The organism is Caballeronia sp. Lep1P3 (assembly GCF_022879595.1).
Classification (GTDB): Bacteria; Pseudomonadota; Gammaproteobacteria; order Burkholderiales; family Burkholderiaceae; genus Caballeronia.
The window spans coordinates 550,428-563,757 of the sequence record NZ_CP084265.1; the positions used below are offsets into that span (position 1 = coordinate 550,428).

At 65.9% G+C, this 13,330-nt stretch carries 12 protein-coding genes; all 12 read left to right on the forward strand.

What is annotated here, in order from left to right; genetic code table 11:
* The first annotated feature begins 155 nt into the window (after nucleotides 1-155).
* The 12 genes from mpl (at nucleotide 156) to araH (ending at nucleotide 13,328) form a co-directional block, all read left to right on the forward strand.
* Nucleotides 156-1,571, forward strand: coding sequence for a UDP-N-acetylmuramate:L-alanyl-gamma-D-glutamyl-meso-diaminopimelate ligase (gene mpl, locus LDZ27_RS02615; RefSeq protein ID WP_244815191.1), 1,416 nt, complete (start codon nucleotides 156-158; stop codon nucleotides 1,569-1,571).
* Complete coding sequence (locus LDZ27_RS02620; protein WP_244815192.1) at nucleotides 1,568-2,167, forward strand: YqiA/YcfP family alpha/beta fold hydrolase; 600 nt, start codon at nucleotides 1,568-1,570, stop codon at nucleotides 2,165-2,167. The genes mpl and LDZ27_RS02620 overlap by 4 nt, the downstream gene beginning before the upstream one ends.
* 71 nt (nucleotides 2,168-2,238) lie before the next feature.
* Nucleotides 2,239-4,290: a ribonuclease catalytic domain-containing protein gene (locus tag LDZ27_RS02625; RefSeq protein ID WP_244815193.1), complete on the forward strand. Its 2,052-nt coding sequence runs from the start codon at nucleotides 2,239-2,241 to the stop codon at nucleotides 4,288-4,290.
* Entirely contained in the window at nucleotides 4,287-5,129 is an 843-nt protein-coding gene (gene aroE, locus LDZ27_RS02630) for a shikimate dehydrogenase (protein ID WP_244815194.1), read from the forward strand. Before LDZ27_RS02625 ends, aroE begins: the two co-directional genes overlap by 4 nt.
* On the forward strand, nucleotides 5,129-5,881 hold the full coding sequence (gene mtgA / locus LDZ27_RS02635) for a monofunctional biosynthetic peptidoglycan transglycosylase (RefSeq protein WP_244815195.1): 753 nt from the start codon (nucleotides 5,129-5,131) through the stop codon (nucleotides 5,879-5,881). The genes aroE and mtgA overlap by 1 nt, the downstream gene beginning before the upstream one ends.
* A gap of 339 nt (nucleotides 5,882-6,220) precedes the next feature.
* On the forward strand, nucleotides 6,221-7,141 hold the full coding sequence (locus LDZ27_RS02640) for an IclR family transcriptional regulator (RefSeq protein ID WP_244815196.1): 921 nt from the start codon (nucleotides 6,221-6,223) through the stop codon (nucleotides 7,139-7,141).
* Nucleotides 7,138-8,103 carry a 2-dehydro-3-deoxygalactonokinase gene (locus tag LDZ27_RS02645; protein WP_244815197.1) on the forward strand — a complete coding sequence of 322 codons (966 nt, stop codon included), beginning with the start codon at nucleotides 7,138-7,140 and terminating at the stop codon, nucleotides 8,101-8,103. The genes LDZ27_RS02640 and LDZ27_RS02645 overlap by 4 nt, the downstream gene beginning before the upstream one ends.
* A 23-nt stretch (nucleotides 8,104-8,126) precedes the next feature.
* Complete coding sequence (locus tag LDZ27_RS02650) at nucleotides 8,127-8,804, forward strand: 2-dehydro-3-deoxy-6-phosphogalactonate aldolase (protein ID WP_244815198.1); 678 nt, start codon at nucleotides 8,127-8,129, stop codon at nucleotides 8,802-8,804.
* A complete protein-coding gene (locus LDZ27_RS02655) occupies nucleotides 8,801-9,580 on the forward strand; it encodes an SDR family oxidoreductase (protein WP_244815199.1) in 780 nt (259 codons plus the stop codon). Before LDZ27_RS02650 ends, LDZ27_RS02655 begins: the two co-directional genes overlap by 4 nt.
* 135 nt (nucleotides 9,581-9,715) lie before the next feature.
* Nucleotides 9,716-10,723: an arabinose ABC transporter substrate-binding protein gene (locus LDZ27_RS02660; protein WP_244815200.1), complete on the forward strand. Its 1,008-nt coding sequence runs from the start codon at nucleotides 9,716-9,718 to the stop codon at nucleotides 10,721-10,723.
* Nucleotides 10,724-10,782: 59 nt separating this feature from the next.
* Nucleotides 10,783-12,297 carry an L-arabinose ABC transporter ATP-binding protein AraG gene (gene araG / locus LDZ27_RS02665; RefSeq protein WP_244815201.1) on the forward strand — a complete coding sequence of 505 codons (1,515 nt, stop codon included), beginning with the start codon at nucleotides 10,783-10,785 and terminating at the stop codon, nucleotides 12,295-12,297.
* Between the two features lie 14 nt (nucleotides 12,298-12,311).
* The gene (gene araH / locus LDZ27_RS02670; RefSeq protein ID WP_244815202.1) at nucleotides 12,312-13,328 is read left to right on the forward strand and encodes an L-arabinose ABC transporter permease AraH; all 1,017 of its coding nucleotides are present in this window, start codon (nucleotides 12,312-12,314) and stop codon (nucleotides 13,326-13,328) included.
* Nucleotides 13,329-13,330 lie beyond the last annotated feature (2 nt).

The following is a 13,330-nucleotide window of genomic DNA, read 5'->3' on the forward strand; positions in this document are numbered from 1 at the left end:
GCCCGGCCGGCAGGCGGCGGGCGCGGTGTAACGCGGCGAGCGCGCTCGGTTACAATATGCGCCTCCAGGCGCGTTCCTGCACGGGTTTGTCCGTTCGAGCGCCGTTCCCTGTTTTCCGCACTTCATCGCCCGCGCGGCGCGACACGACACGCTTTATGCACATCCACATCCTCGGCATCTGCGGCACCTTCATGGGCGGTCTCGCCGTCCTCGCGCGCGAAGCGGGCCACAAGGTCACCGGCTGCGACGCGGGCGTCTATCCGCCGATGAGCACGCAGCTCGAAGCGCAGGGCATCGAGCTGATCGAGGGCTTCGGCGCCGAGCAACTGGAACTGGCGCCGGATCTGTTCGTCGTCGGCAACGTGGTGTCGCGCGGCAACCCGTTGATGGAAGCCATTCTCGACCGTGGCCTGCCTTATACGTCCGGTCCGCAATGGCTCGGCGAGCATGTGCTGGCGGGCAAGTGGGTGCTGGCGGTGGCGGGCACGCACGGCAAGACCACGACGAGTTCCATGCTCGCGTGGCTGCTCGAAGACGCCGGCATGAATCCGGGCTTTCTGATCGGCGGCGTGCCGCTGAACTTCGGCATTTCCGCGCGCCTGACCGATTCCAGCTTTTTCGTGATCGAAGCGGACGAGTACGACACCGCGTTCTTCGACAAGCGCTCGAAGTTCGTCCATTACCGGCCGCGCACGGCGGTCCTCAACAATCTCGAATTCGATCACGCCGACATCTTCCCGGATCTCGCCGCCATCGAAACGCAGTTTCATCATCTCGTGCGCACGGTGCCGGGCGTCGGACGCATCGTCACGAACGGGCGCGAGGCCGCGCTCGAACGCGTGCTCACGCGCGGATGCTGGTCGGGCGTCGAGCGCTTCGGCGTCGAAGGCGGCTGGCAGGCACTGCCCGCACGCGACGGCGCGACCGTCGACGAGCAGTTCGCCGTCTATTGGGAAGGCGAGCGGCAAGGCGTCGTGGACTGGCAAGTGCAGGGCGAACACAATCGCATGAACGCGCTCGCGGCGATCGCGGCGGCGCGCTCGGTCGGCGTGCCGGCGGCGCAGGCCGCGAAGTCGCTCGCGAGCTTTCGCAACGTGAAGCGGCGCATGGAAGTGAAGGGCAGCGTCGATGGCGTCACCGTCTACGACGACTTCGCGCACCATCCGACCGCCATCGAAACCACGGTGGCGGGACTGCGCACGCGCATCGGCGATTCGGGCCGCGCGCGTATTCTGGCCGTGCTGGAGCCGCGCTCGAACACGATGAAGCTCGGCACGATGAAAGCGCAGCTGCCCGCGAGTCTCACCGGCGCGGATCTCGTCTTCGGATACGGCGCGCGCGAAGGCCGCGACAAACTCGGCTGGAATCTCGCCGAAGCACTTTCGCCACTCGGCGACAAGGCGCGCGCGTTCAACGAAATCGAGCCGCTGGTGAAGGCGGTCACGGCGGCCGCGCGCCCCGGCGACCACGTGCTCGTGATGAGCAACGGCGGCTTCGGCGGCGTGCATCAGAAATTGCTGGACGCGTTGAGCGCGCGTCCGTCCGGCACCACTACACGAGGCCCCGCGTGATCCTTTACCTGCACGGCTTTCGCTCGTCCCCCCAATCGTTCAAGGCGCGCATGATGCGCGCGCGCCTCGCGGAACTCGGCCGGTCGAGCGAATGGCAGTGCCCGGTATTGCCGGTTTCGCCGTGCGACGCCATCGCGCTCGCGGAATCCGTCGCGAGCGGTGCGCAAGACGGCGATGTCACGCTCGTCGGCAGTTCGCTCGGCGGCTACTACGCCACGTATCTCGCGGAAAAGCACGGCTGGCGCGCGGTGCTTCTCAATCCCGCCGTCATGCCGGATGTCGATCTGAGCGCCTATCTCGGCGAGCAGCCGTTGTGGCACGGCGGCGGCAGCATCACCGTGCTGCCGCGCCATCTGGACGAACTGCGCGCGCTCGCGGTGCCTTCCATCACGCGACCGGAACGCTACTTTCTGATTGCCGCGACCGGCGACGAAGTGATCGACTACCGCACGATGCTCGCCCACTATCCCGGCGTTCGCACGACGCTGATCGAGGGCAGCGATCACGCGATCAGCGATTTCGCGAATCATCTCGGCGACGTGCTCGCGTTTTGCGATCAGTCGCCGCGCGCGGCGCTCGCGCCCGCGGCCGCATGAGAACCCATTCATCCACGGGCGCGCGGGCAGCCAGCGCGCGCGTCCCGTCCACCGTCTTACGAGAGTACTGAGTGAACGTTTTCTTCGAGGAATCGGGTAGTTTCAAGGCCGGCTCGGTCTTGTCGAAACAGGGCGACGCGTTCCAGGTCGAATTGCCGGGCGGACGCCGCGCGAAAGTGCGCGCGAAGGACGTGCTGATCGAATTCGAAAAGCCCGCCGCCGCCGAGCTGATGCAGGAAGCCGACGCCATCGCGCAGGAGATCGATCTCGATTTCCTGTGGGAATGCGCGCCCGACGAGGAATTCCCGTTCGCCGCGCTCGGCGCGGACTATTTCGGCGACAAGTTCGGTCCCACGGAGCGCGCCGCGCTCGTGCTGCGCATGCACGGCGCGCCCGTGTACTTCCGCCGCAAGGGGCGCGGGCAGTATCAGCGCGCGCCGCAGGAGCAGTTGCAGATGGCGCTCGCGGGGCTGGAGCGCAAGCGTCAGCAGGCGCTCGTGCAGGCCGGCTACGAAGAAGAACTGAAGGCGGGCAAGCTGCCCGAGGCGCTGAAAGGCAAGGCCATCGGCCTGCTCACGAAGCCGGACAAGAACGCGATCGAATACAAGGCGCTCGAAGCGGCAGCGGCGGCGCGCGGCATCTCGCAGGCGCGGCTCATGCTCGAATGCGGCGGCATTGCGTCGGCGCGCGCGCTGCACGAGGCGCGCTTCCTGTCGGAGTTCTTCCCGCACGGCGTCGGTTTTCCGGCGGTGCAGCCCGCGCCGTTGCCCGAAGACTTGCCGGAAGCGGATATCGAAGCGTTCTCCATCGACGACGTGACGACCACCGAGATCGACGACGCCTTCTCCGTGCAGCATCTCGCGGACGGCCGCGTGCGCGTCGGCATTCACATTGCGGCGCCGGCGCTCGGCATCGCGCGCGGCGATACCGTCGATTCCATCGCGCGCAGCCGTCTTTCGACGGTCTACATGCCCGGCGACAAGATCACGATGCTGCCGGACAACGTCGTCGATGTCTTCACGCTCGCGGAAGGCGGACTGCGGCCGGCGCTGTCGCTCTACATCATCGTGAATCGCGAGACGCAGGACATCGTCGCGAGCGAGACGCGCGCCGAGCGCGTGTTCGTCAAGTCGAACCTGCGGCATAACCATCTGGACGAGCACGTCACCGAGGAAAGTCTCGCGGCCGGAACGGGCGACTATCCGCACAAGCAAGACATCGCCGTCTTGTGGCCGCTCGCGCAGGCGCTCTTCGAAAAGCGCCAGGAGGCGCGCGCGACTTACGGCCTCAAGCGCGAAGTGCAGCGCAACAACGACTTCAATTTCTATGTCGAAGGCGAGCACGTCACCATCACGCCGCGCCGCCGCGGTTCGCCGCTGGATCTGATCGTCGCCGAACTGGCGATTCTCGCGAATTCGTCGTGGGGCGCGTTCCTGAACGATCACGGCGTGCCGGGCATCTATCGCTCGCAGCGCGGTTTCGGCGGTCCCGGCCCGAAGCGCACGCGCATGCAGACGACGCCCGCGCCGCACGAAGGTTTGGGCGTCGCGCAGTATGCGTGGAGCACGTCGCCGCTGCGCCGTTACGTCGACCTCGTGAATCAGTGGCAACTGCTCGCGTGCGTGCAGCACGGCGTGACGGCGAAGCTCGCCGCGCCGTTCAAGCCGAAGGATGCGGATTTGTTCGCCGTCGTGCAGGGATTCGACGATACGTACACGGCCTACGCCGACCATCAGCGCCGCATGGAATATTTCTGGTGTCTGCGCTGGCTCAAGCAGGAGAACAGGAAGCAGGTGCCCGCGTCGGTCGTGAAGGACGACCTCGTTCGCCTCGAAGAAATTCCTCTGATTCTGCATGTGCCCGGCCTCGGCGTGCATGCACGCGGCACGCGGGTGATGCTCGAAGTCGTGTCGATTGACGAGTTGACCGTCGAAGCGTCGTGCCGTCTGCTGCATGTGATCGACGCGCCTTCGTCCGCCGCGCCGGTCGAAGAGGACGAAGCGGAGGAGGAAGTCATCGAGACCGACGATCTTTCCGCCGAAAGCGAAGCCGAAGCGCAGGCCGAAGCGCAGCCCGAATCCACGGGCGATGCACAGCCGTCCGAAGAACCGAGCCAATCATGAACGATCGTTACGCGGTGATCGGCAATCCCGTCGAGCACAGCAAGTCGCCGTGGATTCACGCGCGCTTCGCTGAGCAGACGGGCGAGGCGGTCGAGTACGGGCGCATTCTGGGGCCGCTCGGCGGCTTCGAGAACGAAGTGCGCGCGTTCATCGCGGCAGGCGGACGCGGCATGAACGTCACGGTCCCGTTCAAGCTCGACGCGCACGCGTTCGCCGATACGCTGTCGCCGCGCGCGGCGGCTGCGGGCGCGGTCAACACGCTGTCGTTCGACGAAAACGGCGTGCGCGGCGACAACACCGATGGCATCGGCCTCGTGCGCGACATCGAAGCGAATCTCGGCGTGCGTCTCGAAGGCGCCCGCGTGCTGCTGCTCGGCGCGGGCGGCGCGGCGCGCGGCGTCGTGCTGCCGATTTTCGATCGAAAGCCGGCGTCGCTCGTCATCGTGAATCGCACGGCGGCGAAGGCGCATCAGCTCGTCGATCAGTTCGCGCAAGCCGCGCGGGAAACCGGCGTGCGCTTCTCGGGCGGAAGCGCGGGCAGCATCGAAAAGACACGCTACGACCTCGTCATCAATGCGACGGCCGGCAGTCTCGACGCCGCGCTGCCCGAATGCGACGACGCCGCGTTCGGCACGGCCACGCTCGCCTACGACATGATGTACGGCGCGAAGCCCACGGTCTTCATGCAGCACGCCGAGGCGCTGGGCGCGCGCGCGGCGGACGGCCTCGGCATGCTCGTCGAACAGGCGGCGGAATCTTTCTTCATCTGGCGCGGCGTGCGTCCGGACGGCGGCGCGGTGCTGCGCGAACTGCGTCAGACGCTCGCGGCCAAAGCCTGATGACCGCCGCGCCCGCTCATGGCCGCACGTCGCGCACATCGCCGTCGGGCGCGCGGCTCGGCCCGGCGCGCTGGATCGCTTACGGTGTGTCGGTGTTCGTCATCGCGGTACTCGCGACGCAGTTGTATTTCTTCATTCAGATCGGTTTGTGGACGCGCATCGATCCCGGTTCGACGGCCTTCATGCGCGCCGATGCGTGGACGCTTGCGAAGACGCACCCCGGCATCGCGCTGCAACGGACGTGGGTGCCTTACGAGCAGATTTCGCGCAATCTGAAGCGCGCGATCATCGCGTCCGAGGATGCCGACTTCGTCAACAACAACGGCTACGAAACCGACGCGATCCTGCAGGCGTGGGAGAAGAACAAGGCGCGCGGGAAAATCGTCGCGGGCGGCTCGACGATTTCGCAGCAACTCGCGCGCAATCTCTTTCTGTCGCGCGAAAAGAGCTACGTGAGAAAGGCGCAGGAGCTTGTCATCACATGGATGCTCGAGTTCTGGCTGACCAAGGAACGCATCTTCGAGATCTACCTGAATTCGGTGGAATGGGGTAACGGCGTGTACGGCGCGGAAGCCGCGGCGCGCTACTACTACAAGACGTCGGCAGCGAAATTGACGGCGGGCCAGAGCGCGCGCCTCGCCGTGATGCTGCCGCGCCCCAAATACTTCGACGACCATCGCAATTCGGCGTATCTGGCGATGCGCGCGCGCGTCATCGCGCGGCGAATGGGCGCGGCCGAGTTGCCCGAGTGAAATTTAGTTTGGGTGACTAAACATCGTAAAGCCCTGATTCCTCGGGGCTTTTTTCTTTTCACCCCGCTTTCGGCTGTCAGCTTTCCTCCCATTATGTGAACGGTGCGATCACATATTGAATATTCGAGATAGCCGGAACTACAATCCGTGCAGGCTTTCGACGATACGTCGGAAAGCGATGCGACAGGGCGTCAGACACCCGCGCGACAAGAACAATACGGAGACACGTCATGCATTCGATCGCCTGCCCGCGCTCGGGCTTCGCGCCGCGCGCATCATCCGCGCGCCACCTTTCGCCGTCTGTTTGAAGCGCGTCGTGTTCATCGAGGAACGATCGACATGACCAAACTCCAGCACGCCGACACGGACACCGCAGGCAAGCCCGCGTCCGCGAAGGCGAACGGCGCCGCCGACCTCCGCCGCGAGCGTGATGCCATCGCGCTGCCGAGCGCGCTCGTCGATGTCACGCCGCAGCAGGCCGGCACGCAGACGCTCCTGCGCGGACTCGCGGTTCTCGAAGCGGCCGCAGCCGGCGCGCGCGATCTGCGCTCGTTCAGCGCGGCGCTCGGCACGACGCGCAGCACGACGCACCGGCTCGTCAGTTCGCTCGTTCAGGCGCGCTATCTGCGGCAAGTGCAGGGCGGCTATCTGCTCGGGCCGAAGCTGATCGAACTCGGCACCATCGCGCTCGAACAGATGCCGCTCACGGCGGTGGCGCGTCCGCATCTGCAGGCGCTCGCGCATCGCACGCACGACACCATTCATCTTGGCGTGCGCGACGGCGACGACGTGCTCTACATCGACAAAATTCCCGGGACGCGCGGGCTGGAGATGCGCTCGCGCGTCGGCCACCGCATGCCGCTCGCGTCGACCGGCATCGGCAAGGCGATGATGCTCGACCTCGAAGCGAACGCGTGGAAGAAGCTGCTCGACGCGTCGCATCGCGCGCTCGCCCGCACGAGTTTCAGGCCGGATCATCGCCCGGATATCGATACGTTCGTGCAGCGCATGACGCGCTATTCGCAGGGCGGCTACACATTCGATCTCGAAGAAAACGAGGCGTCGATCCGCTGCGTGGCCGCGCCCGTGCGCGACGCGTCCGGCGCGATCGTCGCGGCGCTTTCGGTGGCGAGCACGATTCCCTACATGCCCGACGAGCGCATGGAAGAACTCATTCCGGTCGTGCAGCGCGAAGCGCGCTCGATCTCCGAGGACCTCGGCTGGCGCCCGCCGCAAGCCAATCGCCGGATCAAGCGATGACCACGCCTGCTCTCATCGCGCTCGACTGGGGCACGACTTCGCTGCGCGCTTATCTGCTCGCCCGCGACGGCGCGGCGCTCGACACGCGCGCTTCGTCGGCGGGCATCATGAAGCTGCCGGCGGGCGGCTTCGATCAAGCGTTCGAGGAAACCTGCGGCGCGTGGCTCGACGCGCATTCGCACTTGCCGGTCATCGCGGCGGGCATGGTCGGCAGCGCGCAAGGATGGATCGAAGCGCCTTACGTCGACGCCCCCGCCGATGCGAACGCGCTCGTCGCGGGCATCGTCAGCGTGCGGACGGCGCGCGGTTTGGACGTGCGCGTCGTGCCGGGCGTGCTCGAACGCGGCCTGCTGCCGAACGTGATGCGCGGCGAGGAAACGCAGATCGTCGGCGCGCTCGCGAGCGATGCGTCGCTGTCCGCGAAGGGCGGCGCGCTGATCGGGCTGCCGGGGACGCACGCGAAATGGGCGGCCGTCGAAGCGGGACGCATCGAGCGTTTCTATACGTTCATGACGGGCGAAGTGTTCGGCGCGCTGCGCGATCACACCATTCTCGGCCGCACGATGCAGCAGGACGCCGCCTCCGATGCCGCCGCGTTCGTTCGCGGCGTCGATACCGCGCGCGACGCGGGTCATCCCGGCGTGCTCGCGACGATCTTCAGCACGCGCACGCTCGGACTCACCGGACAGCTCGCGCCCGCGCAGCAGCCGGATTATCTGTCGGGGCTTCTGATCGGCCACGAACTGCGCGGTCTTAACGAAGTGCTTGCGCGCGACCAGTCGTCGCTCGCTGGCCGGACACTGCGGCTCATCGGCAACGATGCGCTGTGCGACCGCTATCGCGCCGCGCTCGCGCGCTTCGGATGCAACGACGCCCAGACCGTCGCGCACGCCACCGAAAATGGCCTTTACCGAATCGCCGCGCTCGCCGGGCTCGTGCCAACGCCCACGCGCGCGCCCTGATGCAGGACTCAAAGGAGCATACGATGCAGCCTTCCATCAATCTGCCCGCGCCCTACGCGATGCACGCCGGTCTCGCGAAGGCGTTCGCGCAGTGTCCGCTGATCGCGATCCTGCGCGGCGTCACGCCCGCCGATGCCGCCGAACACGGCCGCGCGCTCTACGAAGCGGGCTTTCGCATCGTCGAGGTGCCGCTCAATTCGCCGCAGCCGTTCGACAGCATCGCCGCGATCCGTCAGGCGTTGCCGGACGACGCGATCGTCGGGGCGGGCACCGTGCTGCATCCGAGCTACGTGGACAGCGTGAAGGACGCGGGCGGCGAACTCGTCGTGATGCCGCACAGCGACGGCGATGTCGTGCGCGTGGCGAAGGCCCACGGACTCGCGTGCGCGCCGGGCGTCGCCACGCCGAACGAGGGTTTTCTCGCGCTGAAGAACGGCGCGGACGTGCTGAAAATGTTTCCCGCCGAGCAACTCGGCCCGACGGTGGTGAAGGCATGGCGCGCGGTCATCGCGAAGGAAGTGCCGCTCGTGCCGGTCGGCGGAATCGCGCCGGACAACATGGGGCCGTTTCTGACCGCGGGCGCGAACGGCTTCGGCCTCGGCTCGGCGCTGTACAAGCCGGGCCAAAGCGTGAGCGCGACGGCGTCGCATGCGAAGGCGTTCATCCACGGTCTTTCCATCGCCAAAGGTGAAAAGCGATGACCCGGCTCGCCGGCAAGACCGCGATGGTCACGGGCGCGGGGCGCGGCATCGGCGCGGCGATCGCGCTCGCGTTCGCGCGCGAAGGCGCGGCGGTCGCGCTGGCGGAACTCGACATCGATACGGCCCGCGCGACGGCCGAACGCATCGCGGCGCAGATCGAAGGCGCGCGCGTGCTCGCAGTCGAAACGGACGTGACGCAAGGCGCATCGGTGAAAGACGCGCTCGCGCAAACCGAGGCGCAGTTCGGCCCGCTCGACGTGCTCGTGAACAACGCCGGCATCAACGTGTTCTGCGATCCGCTCACGATGACCGACGACGACTGGCGGCGCTGCTTCGCCGTCGATCTCGACGGCGTGTGGAACGGCTGCCGCGCGGTGCTGCCGGGCATGGTGGAGCGCGGGCGCGGAAGCATCGTGAATATCGCTTCGACGCATGCGTTCAAGATCATTCCGGGCTGCTTTCCGTATCCGGTGGCCAAGCACGGCGTGATCGGGCTCACGCGCGCGCTCGGCATCGAGTACGCGCCGAACAACGTGCGCGTCAATGCCATCGCGCCGGGATACATCGAAACGCAGTTGACGCTCGACTGGTGGGACGCGCAGCCCGACTCGAACGCCGCCCGCCAGGCGACGCTCGATCTTCAGCCGATGAAGCGCATCGGCCAGCCGAAGGAAGTCGCGATGACGGCCGTGTTCCTCGCATCGGACGAGGCGCCGTTCATCAACGCGAGCTGCATCACCGTGGATGGCGGGCGTTCGGCGCTGTATCACGACTGAGCGGAAAAGAATCGGAGAAATGACGCACTGGCCGCGGTGCGGCAGCAACACAAACACAGACACGGCCACACGCATCCTTGAAGCGCCCGCGCGCGGGCATTTTTTGAGACAACGGAAAAAGTCAGGAGACACAAGATGAAACGCAGACTGTTCCTCACGCTGATCGCCGCTGCCACGGCAACGAGCGCCACGATGATCGCCGCGCCTGTCGCGCAGGCCGCCGACGAAGTCAAGATCGGCTTCCTCGTGAAGCAGCCGGAAGAGCCGTGGTTCCAGGACGAATGGAAGTTCGCGGAAATGGCCGCGAAGGAGAAGGGCTTCACGCTCGTGAAGATCGGCGCGCCGTCGGGCGAAAAGGTGATGAGCGCGATCGACAACCTCGCCGCGCAGAAGGCGCAGGGCTTCATCATCTGCACGCCGGACGTGAAGCTCGGACCGGGCATCGTCGCGAAGGCGAAGGCCGACAAGCTCAAGATGATGACCGTCGATGACCGCCTCGTCGACGGTTCGGGCAAGCCGATCGAAGCCGTGCCGCACATGGGCATCTCGGCGTACAACATCGGCAAGCAGGTCGGCGACGGCATCGCCGCCGAGATCAAGAAGCGCGGCTGGGACATGAAGGATGTCGGCGCCATCGACGTCACTTACGAGCAATTGCCGACCGCGCACGACCGCACGAGCGGCGCGACCGACGCGCTCGTCGCCGCCGGCTTCCCGAAGGCGAACATCATCGCGGCGCCGCAAGCGAAGACCGACACCGAGAACGCGTTCAACGCGGCGAACATCGCGCTCACGAAGAATCCGCAGTTCAAGCACTGGGTGGCCTACGCGCTCAACGACGAAGGCGTGCTCGGCGCGGTGCGCGCAGCGGAAGGCCGCGGCTTCAAGGCGGACAACATGATCGGCATCGGCATCGGCGGATCGGACTCGGCGTTGAACGAGTTTAAGAAGCCGCAGCCGACGGGCTTCTTCGGCACGGTCATCATCAGCCCGAAGCGCCACGGCGAGGAAACGTCCGAACTGATGTACGCGTGGATCAAGGACGGCAAGGCGCCGCCGCCGCTCACGCTCACGACCGGCATGCTGGCTACGCGTGAGAACGTGTCGTCGGTGCGTCAGCAGATGGGCCTCGCGTCGAACTAAAGCATTGCGGGCCGCTCGTTCGACGACGCGGCCCGCGCATTGGCAACCAAGGAGGCGATGTGTCAGCGACGCTGCGTTTTGACAATATCGGCAAGGTGTTCCCAGGCGTGCGCGCGCTCGACGGCGTGTCGTTCGACGTCAATGCCGGCGAAGTTCACGGTTTGATGGGCGAGAACGGCGCGGGTAAATCGACCTTGCTCAAGATTCTCGGCGGCGAGTATCAGCCCGATTCGGGGCGCGTGCTCATCGACGAAAAGGAAGTGCATTTCGGAAGCGCCGCGGCTTCGATTGGGTCGGGCATCGCGGTGATTCACCAGGAATTGCAGTACGTGCCGGACCTGACCGTGTCCGAGAACCTGCTGCTCGGGGCGCTCCCGAACCGGCTCGGCTGGGTGAACAAGAGCGCGGCGAAGAAGCACGTGCGCGAGCGGCTCGCCGCGATGGGCGTCGATCTCGATCCGAACGCGAAGCTGCGCAAGCTCTCCATCGCGCAGCGGCAGATGGTGGAAATCTGCAAGGCGCTGTTGCGCAATGCGCGCGTGATCGCGCTCGACGAACCGACTTCATCGCTGTCGCATCGCGAAACCGAAGTGCTGTTCAAGCTCGTGCGCGACCTGAAGGCGGACAGGCGCGCGATCATCTACATCTCGCATCGCATGGACGAGATTTACGAGCTGTGCGACGCGTGCACGATCTTTCGCGACGGCCGCAAGATCGCGTCGCACACGCACCTCGCGCAAGTGCCGCGCGACAGGCTCGTGCAGGAGATGGTGGGCCGCGAAATCAGCGATATCTACGGCTATCGGCCGCGCGCGCTCGGCGACGTGCGCTTCGCCGTCAAAAACGTTCAGGGCGATGCGCTTTCCGCGCCCGCGAATTTCGAAGTGCGGCGCGGCGAGATCGTCGGGTTCTTCGGGCTCGTCGGCGCGGGGCGCAGCGAACTGATGCATCTCGTCTACGGCGCGGACAAGAAGAAGGACGGCGAGATCGTGCTCGACGGCCAGCCGATCAAGGTGCGCAGCACCGGCGAGGCGATTCGCCACGGCATCGTGCTATGTCCGGAAGATCGCAAGGAAGAAGGCATCGTCGCGATGGCGACGGTCGCGGAGAACATCAACATCTCGTGCCGGCGTCACTTTTTGCGCGCGGGGTTGTTCCTCGACCGCAAGAAGGAAGCGCAGACGGCGGACCGCTTCATCCAGCTTCTGAAGATCAAGACGCCGAGCCGCAGGCAGCGCATCCGCTTTCTGTCGGGCGGCAATCAGCAGAAGGCGATTCTGTCGCGCTGGCTCGCGGAGCCGGATTTGAAAGTCGTGATTCTCGACGAGCCGACGCGCGGCATCGACGTGGGCGCCAAGCACGAAATCTATAACGTGATCTACCAACTCGCCGAGCGCGGCTGCGCGATCGTGATGATCTCGTCGGAACTGCCGGAAGTGCTGGGCGTGTCCGACCGCATCGTCGTGATGCGGCAGGGGCGCATTGCGGGCGAACTGCCGCGCGGACAGGCGAACGAACAATCAGTGTTGAGTCTGGCGCTGCCGCAGGCGGACACGACAGCGAAAGCTGCATGAGAAGGAGCGAGACAATGGAAGCCAGAGAAAACATCGTGGGACAGGCAAGCGAAACGGTCGCGAACGCGCTGATCCCGCAAAAGAACGACAAGCAGAAGTGGTGGCAGCAGATCACCGAATACAGCCTGATCGTGATCTTCATCGTGATGTTCGTGACGATGTCGCTCACGGTCGATCACTTCTTCTCCATCGAGAACATGCTCGGCCTCGCGCTGTCGATCTCGCAGATCGGCATGGTCGCCTGCACGATGATGTTCTGCCTCGCCTCGCGCGATTTCGACTTGTCGGTCGGCTCGACCATCGCGTTCGCGGGCGTGCTCTGCGCGATGGTGCTGAACGCGACGAACAACACGTTCATCGCGATCATCGCGGCGGTGGCGGCCGGCTCGGTCATCGGCTTCGTGAACGGCGCGGTGATCGCGTATCTGCGCATCAACGCGCTCATCACCACGCTCGCGACGATGGAAGTCGTGCGCGGGCTCGGCTTCATCGTGTCGCACGGGCAGGCGGTCGGCGTGTCGTCGGATACGTTCATCGCGCTCGGCGGCCTTACGATGCTCGGCATTTCGCTGCCGATCTGGGTCACGCTCGTGTGCTTCATCATCTTCGGCGTGCTGCTGAACCAGACGGTCTACGGACGCAATACGCTCGCCATCGGCGGCAATCCGGAAGCATCGCGGCTCGCGGGCATCAACGTCGAGCGCACGCGCGTGTGGATCTTCCTGATTCAGGGCGCGGTGACGGCGCTCGCGGGCGTGATTCTCGCCTCGCGCATCACGTCGGGTCAGCCGAATGCCGCCGAAGGCTTCGAGCTGAACGTGATCTCGGCGTGCGTGCTCGGCGGCGTGTCGCTGCTGGGCGGCCGCGCGACGATTTCGGGCGTCGTGATCGGCGTGCTCATCATGGGAACCGTCGAGAACGTGATGAACCTCATGAACATCGACGCGTTCTATCAATACCTCGTGCGCGGCGCGATCCTGCTCGCGGCGGTGCTTCTCGACCAGTTGAAGAACCGCGGTTCGCGCGACTAACC

Coding starts and splice junctions, on each gene's coding strand:
- LDZ27_RS02640 (WP_244815196.1), top strand. CDS start 6,221: ATGACCAAACTCCAGCACGCCGACACGGACACCGCAGGCAAGCCCGCG.
- mpl (WP_244815191.1), top strand. CDS start 156: ATGCACATCCACATCCTCGGCATCTGCGGCACCTTCATGGGCGGTCTC.
- mtgA (WP_244815195.1), top strand. CDS start 5,129: ATGACCGCCGCGCCCGCTCATGGCCGCACGTCGCGCACATCGCCGTCG.
- araH (WP_244815202.1), top strand. CDS start 12,312: ATGGAAGCCAGAGAAAACATCGTGGGACAGGCAAGCGAAACGGTCGCG.
- LDZ27_RS02660 (WP_244815200.1), top strand. CDS start 9,716: ATGAAACGCAGACTGTTCCTCACGCTGATCGCCGCTGCCACGGCAACG.
- aroE (WP_244815194.1), top strand. CDS start 4,287: ATGAACGATCGTTACGCGGTGATCGGCAATCCCGTCGAGCACAGCAAG.
- LDZ27_RS02645 (WP_244815197.1), top strand. CDS start 7,138: ATGACCACGCCTGCTCTCATCGCGCTCGACTGGGGCACGACTTCGCTG.
- LDZ27_RS02650 (WP_244815198.1), top strand. CDS start 8,127: ATGCAGCCTTCCATCAATCTGCCCGCGCCCTACGCGATGCACGCCGGT.
- LDZ27_RS02655 (WP_244815199.1), top strand. CDS start 8,801: ATGACCCGGCTCGCCGGCAAGACCGCGATGGTCACGGGCGCGGGGCGC.